The following is a 20751-nucleotide window of genomic DNA, read 5'->3' as shown; positions in this document are numbered from 1 at the left end:
GGGAGTCCTCCCTCGCAACAATCGTTTTTTTGTAGTTAATCAGCTTAGCGTCCAATCGGGGCAATCCGGTAGACTGAAGTATCACCATCTGCTGACTTCGTCTCGCTTTCGATCTGCCAACCAAAAGATAATACAGCTGCCAGACGTTGCTTCTCAGCCACAGTCAAAGCCACCTCTACCGCTTCTTTACCCTCTTCAAGCTCCAGTTCTCCCTCTTTACCAAGAGCAACCCATATCCAGCTACGAATGCCACGAATCGTGTTGTACTTGATCTGATAGCCTGTCTTCACCGCTTGCTCGAACAGTTCTGGCTGCTCCGCTTGCAAAGTGGCCAACTGCTTATAATCAAATTCGTATTCACTCTCATCAACGGGCAAATCGCCCTCCGCCACTTTACGAAGAATATCCTCATTGGACCAGCCCAAAGCGCGGAGTGATTCTACCAGTAAAGCATCCCACTGGGATAACTTCACTCGGTTCAAATTCTCTGACATCCCGATTCCTCCCATACCTGTATATAGATTCTACTTATTCCGTGAAATCATAAGCAACATAATGGCCCGGGCTTACTTCCTGTAGTGTAGAAGTCTCAGCTCTGCCGTACTCTTGCGAATATCCGTCTAAAATAATTCTCTGATTAGCACGCTTAGGGTCCGTCTCCAAAATGGAAGATAACAACGCCTTCGTATAAGGATGAATAGGATTCTCGTACAGTTCATCACTTTCAGCTACTTCTACGAGACGACCGCCATACATCACGCCAATCCGGTCCGAAATATGCCGTACCATCGACAGATCATGCGCAACAAAAAGGTAGGTCAACCCGAATTCAGACTGCAAATCCTCCAGCATATTCACTACCTGAGCCTGAACAGATACATCCAGCGCTGAGATCGGTTCATCGCATACTACAAATTCAGGCTTCACAGATAACGCTCGAGCGATCGAAATCCGCTGGCGTTGCCCACCGCTGAATTCATGGGGAAAGCGATAAAGATGCTCTCTTTTTAAACCCACCTTCTCCAGCAGTGCCGCAACAGCTTCTACACGTTCGTCACCTTCGTGGATCCCGTGGATTTTCATGGGCTCGCTAATCAAATCAAGAACATTCAGACTTGGATTCAGCGAGGAATATGGATCTTGAAAGATCGATTGAATCCGTCTGCGAAAAGGCTTAAGCTGCTTCTCTCCAAGCTTGCTCAGCGGCTGCCCGTCAAAGGATACTTCACCGTCTGTATAGTCATATAATCGCAGCAAGCAGCGTCCAACCGTGGACTTGCCACTCCCCGACTCTCCAACCAACCCAAAGGTCTCCCCCTGACGAATCTGAAAGCTTACGCCATCAACCGCCTTAAGCACCGATGTATCGCGTCCCCATATATCCTTGCCTTTGGAGAAATGTTTCTTCAGGTTATTTACATCCACTAGAATCTTATTATTACTCAACAGAACCGCTCCCTTCAACACCAGCTACGGCTGGAGTCTCCTGCACACCGTCTGCTAGCCAGCACATCGAACGATGACCAGGCGATAATTCGATGACCGGAGGACGTTCGCTGCAGCGAGCAAAAGCATTAGGGCAACGTTCCATAAATGGACAGCCTGAAGGAGGATTCAGCAAATCTGGAGGTGTGCCTTCAATAGGAATAAGACGTTCACGCGACTTTCCATCACGCTTCGGAATCGAGCGAAGCAGACCTTTCGTGTAAGGATGCTGTGGGCGATAAAAGATATCCTCCACCGTGCCTTCCTCCATCACAAGTCCACCATACATTACGATAACCCGTGTACATACCTGTGCGACCACACCCAAGTCATGGGTAATGAGCGCTACAGCTGTACTGGTATTATTTTTTAACTCTTTAAAAAGATCCAGAATTTGTGCCTGTATCGTTACATCGAGCGCAGTTGTCGGCTCATCCGCAATCAATAGCTCTGGCTTACAAGAAAGTGCCATAGCGATCATGACTCGCTGACGCATCCCGCCGCTGAATTCATGCGGGTATTGCTGCAGCCGTTGTTCAGGATTATTAATACCAACCTGACGCAGGATGCTCGCTGCCTCTTTAAGCGCTTCTTGCTTATTTAAACCCCGATGCCGACGGATGACTTCCGTAAGCTGCTGGCCGATTTTTTTTACAGGATTAAGAGAGGTCATAGGGTCCTGAAACACCATTGCTATGCGGTTACCGCGCAGCTTTCTCCACTCTTTTTCCGAAAGGTTCGATAAATTCTCACCACGGAAATTAATATTTCCACCGATAATTTTACCCGGAGGTGTAATTAACGACATAATCGCCTTGGCAGTCACACTTTTCCCACTACCAGATTCTCCGACGATTCCTACCGTCTCACCAGCATCTATATGAAAGCTAACGCCGCGAACCGCTTGATTCTCTCCGTCCCTTGTATGGAACGAAACCTTCAAATCCTCGACAGACAATAGCCGTTCCGTCATGATGTCTTCACACTCCTATCTTCGGATCAGCTTCGGTTCAAAGCCTACCCGCAAAATATCACCCAAAACATTAAAGCTCAGTACCGTTAATAGTATCAATAATCCAGGGAATAAAGCCAGATATGGCGCTTGAGCGATATATCCCTGCGCATTGTTAAGCATACTGCCCCAAGTCGCATTCGGAGGCTGTACCCCGAACCCAAGGAAACTTAGGGACGACTCCATCATTATCGCCGAAGCGATATTATTCGTCGCACCTACAATGACAACAGGCACTAGCCCCGGAAGAATATGACGCCAAATAATTCCGAAATTGCTCTGTCCGGAGGCTTTTGCATAGAGTACATATTCGCGTTCCTTAATCGTCATCGTCTCTGCCCGAATGACACGGGCGATATTCATCCACATTAATAGGGCAATAATAATGATGATATTCCCAACACTCGGCTTCAGAAATACGCTAAGCAGCAGCAGAACTAAGAAAGAAGGAATGGACAGCACTACATCAAGCATCCGCATGAGAAGATTATCAACCCATCCGCCAAAGAATCCACTGATTACACCCACCGTCACACCTATGCCTGTAGCAATGATCATTGAAGCAAAGCCAACTAGCAGGGACACCCGGCCACCATACAATGCGCGGGCAAAATAATCCCGGCCATAGTCATCCGTCCCGAACCAGTGATCGGCACCCGGCGATTTCAGACGTGCCAGAACATCCATCGCATTCGGATCATGTCCAGATAAAAAAGCAAATATAGAGCCTAGTGTGAAGATGATTAAAGTAATGAGGGCAAGGGCGCCTAATTTATTCGTAAATAGCTCATCTCCAACACTTTTCCATTTACTGCGATTCATGAGGTCACCTCGTTAATTTAATTCGTGGGTCCACGAAGCTATATAGAATATCCGCGACCAGATTACCGATGATCAGCATTAAAGAGGAGAATAGAGTAATTCCCATAATCACGGGGTAATCCATCCCTTTAACTGCAGTCATCCCCAAAGAGCCAATACCTGGCCATGAAAATACTGTTTCTGTTACAATTGCACCTGCCACCAGATCACCCATAGACATCCCGAGCAATGTAATTACCGGAAGCAAGACATGCTTCATTACATGACGGAACAGAATCGTTGTCTTGTTAGATCCAAAAGCATATTGAATCTGCACATACTCTTCTTTTAGCTGTCCAATGGTACTAGAGCGAATATATCGCACATAACCAGCGAGGAATCCAAAAGCAAGTACGGTGCATGGCAGTATACCGTGCTTGAATACATCAAGCGCCGATTCTACCCCAATCGTTCGCATCCCCATAATGGGGAGCAGATGCAGCTTAATCGCGAATAAATACATCAGTAAGATGGCAAGCCAAAACAAAGGCACGGATATTCCGACATAGGATAAGAAATTAATCAGCTTATCTACCCAGCGGTTCCGGTTTGCTCCAGCAATAAGACCGAGTGGAATCGCCAGCAAAACGGCAAGACCGATCGCAGAACCCATCAAACCTGCCGTTGCAGGCAAGCGTTCTAGAATTTGATCCAATACTGGCTGATGATTCACTAGGGAATAACCGAAGTTCCCCTGCAATATTTCTTTAATCCAGATTAAATATTGAATGTAGGCTGGCTTATCCAGCCCAAGGTTATGCCGGATGCGCTCAATATCATCTGCGTGCATATTCGGCGTAACGAAGGATAATACCGGATCCCCCGGAGCCAGCTTAATCATCGCAAAGCACACAACCGAAACAAAAAACAACATCGGCAGGGTTTGCAGTAATCTTCGGACGATAAGTTGTCTCATACGTTTATTCTCCCAGTTCTGTATCGGTAAAAAAGTAAGCTGGATAACCCAGCTTACTTTTTCCCGTTTTTATTTAAGGTAGATTTTCGATAAATCTTCAAAAATAACGACAGGCTTCAAGACTGCTTCCTCAAGACCGCCGTAGTTCTTAGAGACAGCTACAATAGTCTTAGTATTAGCGATTGGATAAATCGGTGCATCGTCTGCAATGATTTCTTGGATCTTCTTATAGATCTCACCACGTTTAGTCACATCTGCTTCTCCTGCACCTTCATTGAACAGCTTATCGACTTCAGCATTATTATAATGCGAGTAGTTAGAGTCAGCAGTAGACGTATACAAAATTCTGTAAGCATCAGGATCGTAACCCATAATATAACCTGCAATCGCAAGTTCAAAATCTGTTGAATTCATATCACTGAACTTCTGACCATATGCCGAGGCATCCATATTTTGCAGTTCAACTTCAGCGCCAATGGCCTTTAGCTTTTGCTGCACGTATAGTGAAATGGCTTCCTGAGCTTTATTACCGCTCGATACAATCAATCTCAATTTCAGATCGCTAACCCCTGCCGATTGCAGAAGCTCTTTTGCTTTTTCTACATCATTATCGAAAGAAGGTACGTCATTAGTATAGAACAATGCATCCGGAGTCAAGAATGACTTCGCCGGGTCAGCATACTCGCTAGAGGAATAAGCAGCCTGAATGATTTCATCACGACTTAGTGCTAGAGACACGGCTTGACGAACTTCTTTTTTAGCAAGTGCACCTCTATCGCTGTTTGCATTGAACAACAAGTAGGACAATCGGCCTTCACTATAAGGAAGGATTTCGAAATTATTCGAAGCTTCAATCGTTCCAACATCCTGTGGATCTAGATATTTAATGTTGATCTCACCACTCTGAAGTGCGAGATTCGCAGCATTCGTATCTTTAGCAATCCGGTACGTTACGGAATCAAGATGTGGCTTGCCGCCGAAGTAGTTATCAAATCTTTCTAATGTAACATATTCGCCCGCTTTATATTCTTTAAATTTAAATGGTCCAGATCCAACCGGATTAGCATTCTTTGTGCTTTTCTCTAGATCCGTCTCATTCTCAAAAATATGCTTTGGAATCGGAAATATTTGCACTAGTGTAGCTTCAAAAGCTGGGCTGACCTGCGGAAGCTTGAACTCTACGGTCAGATCATCCACTTTAACTGCTTTAACGGGTTTATCACCGATAAATAAGTTCGCTCTCAACATGCTGTTTTGCTTCTCATCCAGGATACTGTCGATTGTGAAGACAACATCATCAGCTGTAAGCTTTTCTCCGTCATGCCAAGTTAGTCCGCTTTTCAGCTTCATTGTATAAGTCAGGTTATCTTCTGAAAGGGTCAGGCTGTCTGCCAAGTAAAAGGTCTTCTTACCATCATTTACTTGGAACAGTGGAGCATAAAGCGCTTGGTCAATCGTAAGACTGACACGGTCACCCGCGTAGTTCGGATTTAGAATAACAGGATCAGCAGCGACCCCAATAATCAAGTTGCCTCCATCTTTTATCTCAGTGCTTGCTGTCGTTCCATCATTAGTAGCAGGTGTTTGATTTGTATTTGTGGAAGTGGCGTTGTTCCCTCCGGAGCACGCACTAATCAAAAATGTTAACAAAATCAAAGTAATAACTCCAGATAATCCTCTACGCATAAGTTTCTCCCCCGTAATCTATATTCTGCGTTGCTTGTGTTTTTTATATTCTATATCGGAATACTAGGAATTACAATGGATAGCATTTCACATTAATGTAATATTGAGGGAATCGATCGGTGATTTATCCATAGCGCTCATCCTTTACTGTTCATGTTGTCATCTGTATCTAATTATTCGGTTATTGTACAGCAGATCGTTACGAATTAATACATCTAACACTCATTTACTTTACAGAACTTTGAAAAATAAGGATTATTGCCGCTCTCCTGTAAATATATTGAGAACATAAGGATCATCCAAGGAAAGAGGGGCGTTCCCCAAGGAGGCGGCAATGACGGAAAACAAGATTCGCGTATTGTTTGGCAGTCCAATCCACCAGAAGCCTATGGTTTTGAAAGAATTTCTGAATTCCCTGCTTCGTCTGAATATAGCCGATATTGAGCTGGATTTCCATCTAGTTGATGATAATGATGATGAGGAGTCAAGTCGACTGCTCCAGGAATTCCAAAGCATGGGTGATCATATTTACCTTCAGAGCTCCGGCTTTCACGATGCGTATATTCGCAATGATACTACCCACTTCTGGAATACCGATTTAGTCTGGAAAGTAGCCAATTTTAAGAATCTCATGATCAACCGAGCCCAGACCTTGAACTATGATTATTTATTCCTTATTGACTCTGATCTCATTCTCCATCCTGATACCCTCAGACATCTAATAGGTACGAACAAGGATATTATTTCAGAGGTATTCTGGACGCAATGGCAGCCAGGGACCATGTTTCAGCCGCAGGTATGGATGCACGACGAATACAATCAGTGGGAGCTGCTGCCCGGTGAAAAACTGCAACCAGAGGAGATCAATCGCAGATTTCATGAATTCATAGCTAAGATGCGGAATCCCGGAATCTATGAGGTAGGCGGACTCGGGGCTTGTACATTGATTAGCCAGCATGCGATAAAAGCTGGAGTTAGCTATAATCAAATTCGCAACATTTCATACTGGGGAGAAGACCGTCATTTCTGCATTCGTGCCGCAGCCCTTGGCATCCCGTTGTTCGTCGATACCCATTATCCTGCGCTACACTTGTATAGAGACAGTGATTTGAGTAAAGTTGAAGATTTCATCAAAGAAACTACGGAGGCCAAAGCTGAAGCCACTGATACTGAGAACAGCTCATCTACGGACGAAGTACCTGCATCATTAATGCCGACACCCACAACAGACCATCCAGACAACGAGATCTCCAAGGAGACAGTCCCCACAGCCAGAAAGCGGCCCAAGCTAACCCTGACCATGGTTGTGAAAAATGAAAGTGGGCGCTTTCTAAGACAGGTTCTGGAGGAGCATCGCAAATACATCGACGAGGCCGTCATTATTGATGATGGCAGCACCGATAACTCAGCGGCTATCTGCCTGGAGGCGCTTGAAGGCATTCCCGTTCATCTCGTGCACAATACTATATCCAAATTCAGTAATGAAATCGAGCTGCGAAAACAGCAGTGGGAAGAGGTTCTAAAGACGAAGCCCGAGTGGATTCTGAGTCTGGACGCAGACGAAATCTTTGAAACGAGCTTTGCGGCAAATATCGAACCCTTGCTGTACGCTGATGAGGTCGACCTATTCTGCTTCCGTCTCTATGATTTATGGAATGCCACCCATTACAGAGAAGATATTTACTGGCGCTCTCATATGAATTACCGTCCTTTTTTGCTTCGCTATAAAGAAGACTTCAACTATGTATGGAATGAATCCCCACAACACTGTGGGCGATTCCCCGAGAATATCTTCGAGCTTCCCCATCAGCTAAGCAACTTGCGACTCAAGCATCTAGGCTGGTCGAAGGCAGAATTCCGTTTAGAAAAATATTTGCGTTACATGCTCCTTGATCCCGATGGCCAATACGGCTGGAAGGAGCAATACCTGTCCATTCTGGATGAACACCCTCATTTAATCCCTTGGGTGGAATGAGGGTAATCATAAAAAGGACGTCCACAAAACCTTAGTGGCTTTGTGGACGCCTTTTATTTTTACATAGTATCAACATCTGGCTTTATAATGCTCACCGTCAGGCCGCCGCCGGATTCGTCTACTTGAATCACCGTACCTTCTGCGGCTTCACCAGCAATGATCGCACGTGCCACACGGGTCTCCAGACTTCGCTGGATGAAGCGTTTCAGCGGTCTCGCCCCATACACTGGATCAAAACCTTCCTTAGCGATAAAACGTACCGCGGGTTCAGTTAACTCAAGAGCAATCTCCCGGTCAGCAAGACGTAAACGTAATCCGTCCACCAGTTTGTCCACGATTTTCTCGATCTCGCCCAGGGTCAACGGCTTGAACATCACAATATCGTCAACCCGGTTCAGGAACTCTGGACGGAAATGACCAGTTAGTTCCTTCATTACGCTATCCTTGGCAGACTCCGTAAGCTGACCCTTCTCATCGGTGCCTTGAATCAGATGTGGTGAACCGATATTTGAGGTCATAATAATGATCGTGTTCTTGAAGTCGACCATCCGGCCCTGCGAATCGGTCAGCCGTCCATCATCAAGCAGCTGCAGTAGAATATTAAATACATCGGGATGGGCCTTCTCCACTTCATCGAGCAGCACTACTGTATAAGGCTGACGCCGTACAGCTTCTGTAAGCTGACCACCTTCCTCATATCCAACATATCCCGGAGGCGCACCGACCAAGCGAGAAACACTATGCTTCTCCATGTACTCCGACATATCGATACGAATCATGCCATCTTCGCGATCAAAGAGAGAGACCGCGAGCGATTTAGCCAGCTCCGTTTTCCCTACCCCAGTCGGACCGAGGAACAGGAAGGAACCGATCGGCCGATTCGGATCTTTGATCCCAGCTCTTGCCCGAAGCACGGCATCAGCCACCAAGCTGACAGCTTCATCTTGACCCACAACTCGTTCATGCAGCGTTTCTTCCAGACGCAGCAGCTTATCCCGTTCGCCTTCAACCAGTCGGCTAACTGGCACGCCCGTCCAACGCGAGACAATATCTGCGATTTCCTCCTCGGTTACAGCTTCACGCAATAATCTAGTATCCTGATCCTGCTGTGCCGCTTCTTCCGCTGCTTTCAATTGCCGCTCTAGATCAGGAATGATGCCATAGCTCAATTCGGCTGATTTATTAAGATCGTATTCCTCCTGTGCATCGACCAAATCCTTGCGGGCTTGCTCCAGCCCTTTTTTGAGGTCGCGGATGCCTTGTATCGCAGACTTTTCCTTCTCCCAGCGCGCCGTCATCCCAAGCTGCTTCTCCTTGAGATCGGCGAGCTCACGTTGTAAAATTTCCAGACGGCGTTTGCTGGCGTCATCCGTTTCTTTTTTGAGCGCTGCTTCTTCAATCTCCATCTGCATTAGACGACGAGTCACTTCATCCATCTCACCCGGCATGGAGTCAATCTCCGTACGAATCATGGCACAAGCTTCATCGACTAAGTCGATCGCTTTATCCGGTAAAAAACGATCCGTAATGTAGCGGTTAGATAGAACGCCTGCAGCGACGAGGGCGCTGTCATGGATTTTGACCCCGTGATGGACTTCGAAACGCTCCTTCAATCCACGCAAAATCGAGATCGTATCCTCTACATCCGGTTCACTGACCAGTACCTGTTGGAAACGGCGCTCCAGCGCAGGGTCCTTCTCAATATACTTGCGATATTCATCGAGCGTTGTAGCACCGATACAGTGCAGCTCGCCCCGAGCCAGCATCGGCTTCAGCATATTGCCCGCATCCATCGAGCCTTCGGTTTTACCTGCGCCTACAATCGTATGCAGCTCATCGATAAAAAGAATAATTCGGCCGTTACTTTCACGAACCTCCCTAAGTACCGCCTGCAGACGTTCTTCAAATTCACCACGGAACTTCGCGCCTGCTACAAGGGAACTCATATCCAGTGAGAAAATCGTCTTATCCTTCAGCCCCTCCGGTACGTCTTTGCGTACAATCCGGTGGGCCAAGCCTTCCACAATCGCTGTTTTACCTACACCTGGCTCACCGATCAGCACAGGGTTATTCTTCGTTTTACGGGACAGAATTCGGATCACGCGGCGTATCTCTGCGTCACGTCCGATGACTGGATCGATCTTGCCCGCGCGAACCTCTGCTACAAGATCACGTCCGTATTTCTCCAGCACCTCATAAGTAGCCTCCGGCTCCCGACTCGTTACACGCTGATGTCCACGAATCTCAGCAAGTATAGACATCAGCTTCTCGCGTGTTAATCCACGACTAACAAAAAGATCACGCAGCTCACGATTATCGCTGCTCGAATCCGACACCATGGCCAGCACGCCATGCTCTACCGAAACAAACTCGTCTTGCATTTTCGCCGCTTCCTTCTCCGCCTGCTCCAGTAGATGGATCAGCGACTGCGAGGCATAACGCCGTACCGTGCTTGCTCCTGATCCGCTTATGCTCGGCTTGCGCTGAAGCAGTTCATCCGTGCTGCGCAGCATCTCAGCTACGGGGACATTCATCTTTTGCAGCAATCTTGGCAGCAAGCCTTCTTGCTGCTGAAGTAACGCTTTTAACAGATGGAGATTATCGATCTCCTGATGTCCGCTGTCCGAAGCCAGCGACTGCGCCGCAGCCACTGCTTCCTGCAGCTTTTGAGTAAGTTTATTGAAATCCATAGCTCTCTCACCTTTCTATTCAAGAATGATATATGGGATCGGCTGTTTTGGCCGGGATAGGTTAATTTAGCGGGATTAATACCGTACATTTCGAGTGATCAGCCGAATTCGGCTCATTCAAGGGTATTTTTACCCCTCTTTTCGCTCATCGAGCCGAATTCAGCACCTTTAGAACATTTTTGCCCTTCTTTTTCCCCCGACACTCTTCGTTTCAGCACAAGTCACTTCTATAGTTAGTTTCTAATCAAGTTACTTTTCTACAACTAGCATTCCATTCACCATATTCACCAGCCAAAGTCGATCTCGAACATACAAAATTACCTCTACCTACCTATTAATTACCCACTTTTGCCTTCGGGCGCTGCGCACCAGCGCTTTGACGTTTAGGTCTCGCTTCGAAAGGGCTGGAATCAGCCAGCTTACGATAGAGGTTCTTCTCCGCTTCACTAGTTGGCTCAGGGACAACAATCTCAATTCCAAATAAAATATCACCGTTCGCACCATTGTCACGTTTCAAGCCCTTACCGGGGATACGCAGTGTTTTGCCACTTTGAATTCCTGCAGGAATCTTCAATTTCACCGCACCGCCACCCGGTAATGGAACCTTCACCTCTCCACCCAATACCGCTTGCCACGGAGCAACTTCAACCACGCCGTATAGATCATCATCTCGAAGCTCGTATATATCATGAGGAAGAATATGAAGTGCCAGCAGTACATCGCCGCCTGGAGCTATACCACTCTGAGTGGTTCCTGCGATTTTTAAAATCGTGCCTTCACTAGATCCCCGCGGAACTTGAACGTCCACAGTTTTATCACCGATCTGAACTCTTACAGTTGCTCCCTTATAGGCCTGCTCCAACGTAATATCCAGCTGCGCCTGCGTCGAACTACGCGCCTCACCCCATGGATTGCCGCTCGACCGCCCACTGCCACTACTAGAAAAGAAATCAAAGCCGGCGCGATCCGCCGATCCCCGATTCCCAAAAAACATTCCGAACAAATCTTCCTCCGAAATGCCAGAACCTCCTGCAGAATAAGTTCCGCCGCCCCAGCTTCCACCAAAGTTCGAATCCCACGAAGAGGCTCCGCTCGACGCACCTCCACCAGCTCTACCGCGCTGAGCCCCATAAAGCAGCTCCTCATCGTAAAGCTTCCGCTTCTCCTCATTACCCAGCACTTCATAGGCTTCAGCCGCTTCTTTGAATTTCACCTCTGCCTCAGGGGCTTTGTTCACATCGGGATGCCACTTTTTGGCTAGCTTTTGATAAGCCTTTTTAATTTCCTGTTTAGTTGCTGTTTTGCTCACGCCCAAAGCATCATAATAGCTTTTGTTAGCCACTCGGATTCCTCCCTTCAACGCTTTATTAAATACAACTCATCGTACGATTCCGAGAAAAGACGCACCATAGCCGGAATCCTCCACTACAATGCGCCTTTTGTTCATAACACTATATTAAAAGCTCGCTGCCTATTTCTAAGATGCTGAGCGGAAACTATTACCGCCTAAATTATGCTTATTCAGACTGCGAAGCGCTAGAATCTCCGTCTTGAATCTCAATGCGTTTCCCTTGCGGTTTTTGCTGTTTTGGAACTTCCAGCTTTAGTAATCCGTCTTTCAAAGACGCGCGAATCTCTTCCACTGCAATATCCTGAACATAGAATCTGCGAACATATTCACCATATCGACGTTCTCTACGTACAATTTGATGATCCTTGTTCTCCTCCGCATTCTCTTCCTTCCGCACCGCTTTAATCGTCAAGTAAGGGCTGGCGTAATCAATGTCGATTTCTTCTTTTTTAAAGCCAGGAAGTTCAGCTTCAATCAGGTAAGCCTGCTCACTCTCGCGAATATCCGTTCTGAAGGACATCGTGGAGCTCTTGATCGGTGCAAAAAAATCATCATTAAAAACATCATTCAAAGACTTAGCCAGCATACCAAAAGCATCATCTCTACGTTTACCAAAAGGAACCAAATCAAACATTATCCATTCTCCTCTCATTGACTTTGACTTTATTTGACCTATGACCTTATTATAGTCCTCTGCCAGAGGAATAACAAAACCGATTTAAGCCAAATTTCGGTCAAAATCAGGCAAATCGGCTGATTTAATGCTACAAATTTTAATATTTTTAATGTTTTGACCTTTTTTGACCTTTGTTTGATCTATACTTCAAAATTCAGTACGATTAGTATATGTTTTGCTCTTACGTTCCATACAAGCCTGTAACTTCACATTCATTACAACCCAAAACATCCTACTCAAAAAGAAATGATATAATGAAAGTCAAATAACGACTATTTTTCTTACGGGAGACCAATTGTATGCAACCAACCTATCCTATGGATGATACGCAGTGGAGTAAGCTCATCCAGAATGTCGCCTATTATTTCGATGACCTCACCCTCAAGCGAGGGTTCCAATATTATAAGCAAAGCCGTATTCGCTCGTTCACCATGACAGAGCCGTCTAAGATAACTGCACTTGTTGAAGGTAGAGAGGATTACCGCGTTACGATTGATCTGGACAGCTTCACTCGGTGTCATTGTAACTGCCCGGTTTCAGGTCATTGCAAGCATATGGCTGCCGTGCTGCTCAGTTTTGCTGAACAACAGAATAGGTCTGTACAAGTTCTAGCTAACGCCAAGGCCGCATCTTTTCTCCCAAAAACATCAATTAGTTCACCTGTCGGAACCGATGGAAAGCAACAACAGCAGCTAAAAGAGCATGTCAGCCGGATCGCTGACGGAGGCATCACGGAGTGGCGCGAGTATTTTGCATTCTGCATCACGCCTCTGGCACATACCACTCGGAATCCTGAATATGTGGATCGAGCATTATCTTCCATTACTAAATTCAAGCCGAAGTTATCACCGGAAATGGACAAGCTATTTACCCTGCATGCTCATCTTTTTCTTCTAGAAAAGCTGGCTAAGCCTTCCGCTAATCTACCCGGTCAGGTCGCCTTCACCTCATCACTCGGCTATTACACGCAAGTAGCGGTCTCAGAGCTACAGGAAGCAATCACACGTCTGTTAAAAAGCACACTCCCGCTGTCTCCCGAGCAAGCGCAGGAATACGATCTGTGGCCGCATATCGTCGAGACCCTCTCCTACTTGCGGCGTGAGATGTTGACGGAGTCGCGCGATCGCTTGCGGGATCAGCCCTCTTTTTCACTGTGCTATGACCTGCTGTGGAGAAACTGGATTTATCCGAATACCGGTGGAACTAAGCTTTATCTGGATGAAATCAAACAGCTTCAGCAGGCAGAAAGTGAATTAGGCGCTTCCCTGTCACGCCATGCGTGGCTGTTAGCCCAGAGCCGCATGTATTTTTATCTGAAGGATGACCCAAAGGCTTGGGAATTACTGAATAAGGCTGCCGAGCGCCCAGGTCTCCATCCTGATGAGCTTATGAGCTTCACCTCCCCGCTTCTGGATGCAGGTGAATGGTCACGCTTGGTGGGCTGGCTTGCTCAGATCGGTCCGCTGCTGAGCAGCAGACTCTATAATCTAAATAACTATTCGAACAGCTGGGAAGAGGCCGTTCGCCACCTTCCTGAAGCTGAGCCGAAGATGTGGAATACATTAGCCACCATGTTACCTATCTCTGGAGAAGTATATGAAGAGAAGTTAATTACCTATGAAAAATGGCAGACATGGATGGATTATCAACTGTCCATCGGTAAGCTGCCTTCCGAATTTCGTGTTACAGACCTCCAGCCTATGGAGAAAAACGCACCCGAAGTTCTGCTACCCTTCTACCATCAGGCCGTCGAAAGATTTGTGCTGGATAAGAATAGACATAGCTACAAAGCGGCTGTGAAACTATTGAAGCGATTATCCAAGCTATATAAAAAAATGAAACAAGAAGAACGGTGGGAAGAGTTCCTCATTGCCTTCACCACAAAGCACAGCAGACTCCGTGCGCTGCAAGAGGAGCTTCGGAAAGGAAAGCTAATACCATGAACATGCATTTACGCACGCTGACCATCCGGCTTGCATTAAGCCAGTATGGCGACGCTTTAATATATGGAATGAATGAAAGAGAAGATCTCGTGCCCGGCTTACAGCTTAAGCAGCGGTTATTCGCCTGGCATGAGGCATCTTTTTATGGTACGGAGTTAACCGTACAGCCAGCCGGCGAAGGTGTGGAGCTAGTGATTCTTCCTACTGAGCAGGTCATCCCCTTCTTTGCCGAGCAGAAGCTTCTGGCGCATATCGAATGGAGCTGGGAGGGCGATGCAGCCCACCTGATAGAACTTGCGCCACTTCTGGCTATATGTCTGGAGCACAAACAGTACATTCCCGATATCTCCGCTTATCGTGCCGGGAGGTTGCAATGGACCTGGGATGAGGGGGCTTTGGCGCAGGTGGCAGTGGAGAATGACACTGCCAAAGGGGCCCTTGAGGCGCTAAATGGCGGCAGCGAATTTAGCCGCGGGTTACGCGCGGCGTTCTCCGCCGCCGTATCGCAGAGGTATTACAGCACGGAAGCCGAAGCAGGCGACCTCCGGAGCGAATTCCCGCTTCTATTCGATAGAAGCGGGGCCCTTGCAGCGGGTATGGATACCGCTGCATGGCTTATCGCCATTGGCTGGAAGGCGGATACCGCGCCTTTCCGGCCTGCACTTCAGCTGCTGGAGCCGGAAGGGGATGAATCCCCTTGGCGGCTGCAGCTGATCCTTCAGGACAAGCGCGATGAATCCGCGCTTGTTCCCATCAGGCTCGCCGATGACGGCGAGCCGCACGGCTTGTGGCCGACAGCATGGTCGGCCCACGTGCATGAGCGCGCCGCGGGATGGCTGGAGCGCCTCCGCGGTAGTCTGCCGCCCGAGCGCTTCGCGGCGGGCGGCGACGTACTGGCCGAACCGCTCAGCGATGCCATCGCTTGGCGGTTCTTGACGGCCGAGAGCCAGCGGCTGCTAGAAGCAGGCTGGCAAGTGCTGCTGCCGGCGTGGTGGGAAGCCGCCAGCCGGAAAAAACCGCGCCTGCGCGCCAAGATCAGCTCCGGCGAGGACAAACGCAGCGGCGGCGAGTCGCTGTTCGGCCTCGATTCGATCATCGATTTCGATTGGCGAATCTCCATCGGTGACGTCGACCTCACCGAAGCTGAATTTGCCGAGCTGGTCGCAAGAGGGGAACGACTCGTCCGTTTCAAGGGCAAATGGGTCTCGCTCGATCCCGCGCTGCTGGCGCAAATCCAAAGAGCCATGGCCGGTATGGACAAGTCGCAAGGCTTATCCTTCCAAGATGTGCTTCAGCTTCATTTGCTACAAGCGAGTGAGGAAGCTGACGCTGAGGCTACAGAAGAGCAGCTTCAAGAGGATGCGGCCCGCCTGCGTCTCGAGGTAGAGCTAAACGAGCATTTGATCAGCCTCATTGGTCAGCTCGGGCAGCGCTCACAGTGGCCAAAGCCTCCGGTACCCGCAGGACTTCAGGCAGAGCTGCGCACCTATCAGCATGAAGGATATGCTTGGCTGACTTTCCTGCGTCAATTCGGTTTGGGCGCTTGTCTAGCCGATGATATGGGACTTGGTAAGACCGTCCAGCTCATCGCATATTTACTTCACATCAAAGAAAATACCGATCCAAGCTCATCCCGTCGCCAGACTGACCCACCGGGTTGGCCTGCGCTGATCATCTGTCCAACCTCCGTGCTGGGCAACTGGCAGAAGGAACTGCAGCGCTTCGCACCTTCTTTGAATGTGATGCTTCACTACGGAAGTCGCCGTCTGGACGCAGGATTCTTCTATGGTGCTGCTTCCCAAGCCGACGTGGTACTAACCTCTTATGCGACTGCGGCGCTTGATCAGGAATTACTGAAAGAATTCACTTGGGCGGCGATTTGTCTTGATGAAGCACAGAACATCAAGAATGCTCAAACGAAGCAGTCGGTAGCTGTACGCAGCTTCCCGGCTTTACACCGAATTGCGCTAACAGGAACACCTATAGAGAACAGATTATCCGAGCTGTGGTCCATTTATGATTTTATAACCCCAGGTTATCTAGGCAGCGCCAAATCCTTTAGCGACCGATTCAGCAATGCCATCGAGAAGGAACGTGACGAGAAGCGTACAGCGGATCTACAGAATCTCGTGAAGCCGTTCATGCTGCGCCGTAAGAAAAAGGATCCTAACATCCAGCTCGATCTGCCCGATAAAAACGAGATGAAAACCTATGTTCACCTGACAGCTGAACAAGCTGCGCTCTATGATCAGACCGTAAACGGACTGCTCGACCGTATGCAGAAGCTGGAGGGTATTGAGCGTAAGGGCGCCATTCTTGGGGCTTTGACCGGACTTAAGCAGCTATGTGATCACCCGATGCTGGTGACCAAGGAGGCCCTCCCTGAAACCGATTCGGACAACAAACTGGATACCAGTCTACTCATTAACCGTTCCTCTAAACTTGAAAGACTGCTGGATATGGTTAAGGAACTGCGTGCAGAGGATGAGCGCTGTCTTATCTTTACGCAATATGTCGGGATGGGAAAAATGCTTCAGGCTGTTCTACAGCAGGAGCTGGGGGAGCCTGTCCTTTATTTGAACGGAAGCACCTCCAAACAGGCGCGTGACCGAATGATTGAGCGATTTCAGACGCCCGCACCTTCTGCGGACGAAGGGTCTAAACGTTCAGATGCACCACCGTCCGATCAGCCGAATGTATTCATTCTTTCACTCAAAGCTGGAGGTGTTGGTCTGAACTTAACAGCAGCTAACCACGTATTCCACTTCGACCGATGGTGGAATCCAGCCGTTGAGAATCAGGCGACGGACCGCGCTTATCGGATGGGCCAGACGCGTGATGTACAGGTGCATAAATTCATCGCCCTCGGGACGCTCGAAGAAAAAATTGATGAGATGCTGGAGAGTAAGCAGCAGCTAAGCGATAATGTCATCTCCAGCTCTGAAGGCTGGATTACCGAGCTGTCTACTGAGGCTTTGACAGACCTATTTACATTGCGGCGAGGCTTAACAGACTAATTCTGCCGCTTTCAGATATTTAAGAAGGTGCTGGATAGTGTAGCGAAAGATTTGGTTTAATCCAATAAAAAGCAGAAACTCTTTATATCGGAGTTTCTGCTTTTTTTGTTACTGAACGATGGCGTAAGATCAGAATCATTCTCTAACCACCAACGAATCTGTGCATGTCATCCTTTTATGGCTTAACGAACATCGGTAATGTCTGCGTAAGGCCATTCGATTCCGGCCAGGAACGCCAACCAGAATACGCCGACCGCATATGCGGTGAAGAGGACGTCGCGGTACGTAAAGCCAATAACATAATAATAAGTTCTCTTGGCCTGCCCGGAAAACCGCTTCGCTTCCATAGCCACCGCGACTCTATGGGCGCGTCGTATGCTTTGGGCAAGCAAAGGGATCGCGTATCGGTGCAACAGCTGGTAGAAGTTAAATATCCTCCCTCGTTTGCGTATTCCCCTGACTTTCAATGCGTGGCGCAAGGTCTGGAATTCTTCTGCCAGAATAGGCACCAGCCGCATCGCGGCCAAGAAGCTGTATGCATACTTGGCCGGTAATCTCCCCTGCTGCATTAAGGAGTAGAAGAGGTTTACCGGCCTCGTCGTCAGACCGAACAGAAGCCCGACCGCTGCCATGCTCAGCGCCCTGAACCCCAGATGCAGCCCTCTGTAGAAGCTTTCTTCCGTAATGTTCACTAATCCCCATCGGACCCACTCCGTCTCTCCCTTGCCGAAGAACATCATCCCCGTAGATGTGGACACGAACATCAGCAAGAAAGGGGAGGTGTATAGCAGCAATCTGCGCAATGGGTGCCCGGACCATGGAAGCAGCAGCATCGAGCCGATGGCTACGTTCACCATGACGTTAAAGTCGTGGATGAGAATAATTGCCGCGAACCAGAGAGAGAACAGAACGATCTTAAGCGTGGGATTGACGCGGTGTAGCCAGGTTTCCCGGTGGGGAAAGGTCAATAACATCAGTAAGTCTCCCGTCTTCGATTCTCCATGACGCTGTGCAGAAATTTTCTACGATCCGCGCATCATGCGTGACCATAATAATCGAGGCTCCCGCCGAAAGCAGCCGCTCAAACTTCTCAAGCAAAGAGAACGTATTCCGTGCATCCAGCCCAAAGGTCGGCTCGTCTAGCAGCAATATGTGTTGCCCTTTTACGATCGCCGTCGCGACGCTTAATCGTCTCTTTTGTCCCATCGACAGCTGATACGGATGCCGCGAGGCAACGTCCTCTAAATAAAGTTCTTCCATTAGCTTATACGCCGTCGCACGCCGAATTTCGCAATTAACGCCATCCAGCATCAACGAATACTCGATCTCTTCCCGTACCGAATGTGTAACAAATTGAAATTCGGGGTTTTGAAAAACGAATGCGATATGCTCGACCGCTTGCGCAACATGCTCCGCTTCCCGGCCCGCTATCTTGCATATCCCTTCGGTCTTGATCAGTCGCATGATCGAGAGCAGCAAGGAGCTCTTGCCCGCTCCGTTATGACCGATGATCCCGATCCATTGACCAGGGGTGACGATTGCCCTCCCTACTTCGATGACCGCCCTGTTCCCTCGTTTGCCGCGAAACCTGTCCATTTCCAGATAGATATCTTCCCGATCGTTTGCGTTTGAATAACGAGTAATGCAGTCTGACCTCCGGGATTTATTCTCGATATAGTCCTCCCAGACGCCCGGATACCAAATTCCGTATTCTTGTAGCTCTCTCCTTTTAGCTGAAAAGATTTCCGTCGGCGATCCGTCAGCAATAACTACTCCTTCACGGGATAACACGACGATCCGATCGAAAAAATCGATAACGCCTTCGATCTTATGCTCAATTACGATCAAGGTAATGCCTTCGGACAGGCTTCTGATCGCAGACCATACCAGCTCCGTACCCTCACTATCCAACAGCGCCGTCGGTTCGTCCAGGAAAATCACTTCCGGCTCCATAGCCAGAACGGATGCTATGGCTAATCGCTGTTTCATCCCTTGCGATAACGATTGGATTGCGATATGGATATCGGGAATATCCAAGCCGACTTGAGCGAGATAAAGGCGGATCAGACCTGCCATCTCTTCGCGGGGGACGCGCATGTTCTCGAGAACGAAAGCCATCTCCTCGTCCACATACGGCATACAGAACTGCGTATCCGGATCTTGGAATACGTATCCCCATCTCTCGGGAACAAACGTCTCTTCGGCGATCATCGGAACTTCGATCGAACCGGGAATCAAACCGCTCAACACCTGCAGCAGCGTCGACTTTCCGCATCCGCTCGGGCCGAGCAGCAGCGTCTTCTCCCCCTGGTGGAAGGAAAGAGAAACGCCCTTGAACAACAAGGAGTCCTCTCCGGCAAACTTAAGCTTTAAGTTCTTAACTCCCGCAGCTATGGGGACTCCGGGCTCCGTCATAGTCGTGTCAAAGCGTCGTAGTCCGCCTTGGACGCCGGTCTCAACACATTGGTTACGCCTGTGAGCTCAAGCGCTTTGGACAGTCCGAAGGCGAAGATACCGGCGATGACGATACTTCCGAGTCCCCTCAATCCGATCAGCAGCGTATAGTTCCAAGCGGACAACGATTCAATGTAACCGTAGCCGAAATCCAGCACCAACGAGCCCGCCGCCGCCGCGAGCGCTGCCAACGACGTGACCCAGACGTTCGCGTTGCGATAGAGGAAAATCGCGAAGACTAACTCCGCGCCCAATCCCTGCAACGCGCCGTAATACAAGGTCGAAATCCCCCATTCGCTGCCCAATAGCGCACTTACGGAAGCCGCCGCAATCTCAGCCAGAAGCGCCACTCCCGGCTTGCGGATGATGAGAAACGCGAACGTCCCGGCAATGAACCACATGCCGTATATCGTTTGTTCCGCATGGGTACCCAGTGGTTTGACCACGTCGTACATCGGTCCCCAGATTTTATAGATAATGCCGAATACGACCGCGATCACGATGGTTACCAGAATATCAGTCAGCTTCAATCCCCGTGACCTCGTCCCTTTGTCTTGTTGTCCTTGCCTTTGTCCTTGATTAGCTTGTTCCATGCTTCAACAACTTCCCTTCTAGGTTCTTGGATTCGTTGCTCGCATGATGTGAGTAATTTTAAAAAGCCTACCCATTAATGGGTAGGCTTGCG

General features: G+C 48.6%; 14 protein-coding genes and 1 pseudogene. 3 read left to right on the top strand and 12 right to left on the bottom strand.

Going from position 1 to position 20751, the window contains the following annotated elements; translation table 11 throughout:
* Positions 1–44 precede the first annotated feature (44 nt).
* From QNH28_RS01385 to QNH28_RS01360, 6 genes are all read right to left on the bottom strand, one after another.
* Positions 45–494 (bottom strand): hypothetical protein, encoded by a 450-nt coding sequence (locus tag QNH28_RS01385; RefSeq protein WP_283909852.1) that lies wholly within the window; start codon positions 492–494, stop codon positions 45–47.
* Between the two features lie 34 nt (positions 495–528).
* Positions 529–1449 carry an ABC transporter ATP-binding protein gene (locus QNH28_RS01380; RefSeq protein WP_283912008.1) on the bottom strand — a complete coding sequence of 307 codons (921 nt, stop codon included), beginning with the start codon at positions 1447–1449 and terminating at the stop codon, positions 529–531.
* Positions 1439–2458, bottom strand: coding sequence for an ABC transporter ATP-binding protein (locus QNH28_RS01375; protein WP_060626565.1), 1020 nt, complete (start codon positions 2456–2458; stop codon positions 1439–1441). The genes QNH28_RS01380 and QNH28_RS01375 overlap by 11 nt, the downstream gene beginning before the upstream one ends.
* Before the next feature lie 15 nt (positions 2459–2473).
* Positions 2474–3319, bottom strand: coding sequence for an ABC transporter permease (locus QNH28_RS01370; protein WP_283909851.1), 846 nt, complete (start codon positions 3317–3319; stop codon positions 2474–2476).
* A 4-nt stretch (positions 3320–3323) separates the two neighbouring features.
* Entirely contained in the window at positions 3324–4274 is a 951-nt protein-coding gene (locus tag QNH28_RS01365) for an ABC transporter permease (protein WP_283909850.1), read from the bottom strand.
* 69 nt (positions 4275–4343) lie between these two features.
* The gene (locus QNH28_RS01360) at positions 4344–5960 is read right to left on the bottom strand and encodes an ABC transporter substrate-binding protein (protein ID WP_283909849.1); all 1617 of its coding nucleotides are present in this window, start codon (positions 5958–5960) and stop codon (positions 4344–4346) included.
* A gap of 334 nt (positions 5961–6294) precedes the next feature.
* Here QNH28_RS01360 and QNH28_RS01355 point away from each other — a divergent pair, with 334 nt between their 5' ends.
* Positions 6295–7935, top strand: coding sequence for a glycosyltransferase family 2 protein (locus QNH28_RS01355; protein ID WP_283909848.1), 1641 nt, complete (start codon positions 6295–6297; stop codon positions 7933–7935).
* A gap of 59 nt (positions 7936–7994) precedes the next feature.
* Here QNH28_RS01355 and clpB read toward each other — a convergent pair whose 3' ends face one another.
* The 3 genes and pseudogenes from clpB to QNH28_RS01340 all read right to left on the bottom strand — a co-directional run bounded on the left by clpB (position 7995) and on the right by QNH28_RS01340 (position 12610).
* Complete coding sequence (gene clpB / locus QNH28_RS01350) at positions 7995–10625, bottom strand: ATP-dependent chaperone ClpB (protein WP_283909847.1); 2631 nt, start codon at positions 10623–10625, stop codon at positions 7995–7997.
* 469 nt (positions 10626–11094) lie between these two features.
* Positions 11095–11967, bottom strand: a pseudogene (locus tag QNH28_RS01345) (DnaJ C-terminal domain-containing protein); the annotation flags it as partial.
* Between the two features lie 175 nt (positions 11968–12142).
* Positions 12143–12610 (bottom strand): Hsp20/alpha crystallin family protein, encoded by a 468-nt coding sequence (locus QNH28_RS01340; RefSeq protein WP_076299931.1) that lies wholly within the window; start codon positions 12608–12610, stop codon positions 12143–12145.
* A gap of 341 nt (positions 12611–12951) precedes the next feature.
* Between QNH28_RS01340 and QNH28_RS01335 the strand changes: the two genes are divergently transcribed.
* Together QNH28_RS01335 and QNH28_RS01330 are read left to right on the top strand one after the other, a co-directional pair.
* Positions 12952–14595 carry an SWIM zinc finger family protein gene (locus QNH28_RS01335; RefSeq protein ID WP_283909845.1) on the top strand — a complete coding sequence of 548 codons (1644 nt, stop codon included), beginning with the start codon at positions 12952–12954 and terminating at the stop codon, positions 14593–14595.
* Complete coding sequence (locus QNH28_RS01330) at positions 14592–17612, top strand: DEAD/DEAH box helicase (protein WP_283909844.1); 3021 nt, start codon at positions 14592–14594, stop codon at positions 17610–17612. The genes QNH28_RS01335 and QNH28_RS01330 overlap by 4 nt, the downstream gene beginning before the upstream one ends.
* 182 nt (positions 17613–17794) lie before the next feature.
* Here the strand turns inward: QNH28_RS01330 and QNH28_RS01325 are convergent, their stop codons facing one another.
* From QNH28_RS01325 to QNH28_RS01315, 3 genes are read right to left on the bottom strand one after another with little or no spacing between them, the layout of a single operon-like run.
* A complete protein-coding gene (locus QNH28_RS01325) occupies positions 17795–18586 on the bottom strand; it encodes an energy-coupling factor transporter transmembrane component T family protein (protein ID WP_283909843.1) in 792 nt (263 codons plus the stop codon).
* Entirely contained in the window at positions 18528–20027 is a 1500-nt protein-coding gene (locus QNH28_RS01320) for an ABC transporter ATP-binding protein (protein WP_283909842.1), read from the bottom strand. Before QNH28_RS01320 ends, QNH28_RS01325 begins: the two co-directional genes overlap by 59 nt.
* Complete coding sequence (locus QNH28_RS01315) at positions 20024–20659, bottom strand: ECF transporter S component (protein ID WP_283909841.1); 636 nt, start codon at positions 20657–20659, stop codon at positions 20024–20026. The genes QNH28_RS01320 and QNH28_RS01315 overlap by 4 nt, the downstream gene beginning before the upstream one ends.
* Positions 20660–20751: the final 92 nt, after the last annotated feature.

Source organism: Paenibacillus sp. G2S3 (genome assembly GCF_030123105.1).
Classification (GTDB): Bacteria; Bacillota; Bacilli; order Paenibacillales; family Paenibacillaceae; genus Paenibacillus_AQ.
This window is presented reverse-complemented; position numbering and strand designations above follow the sequence as displayed.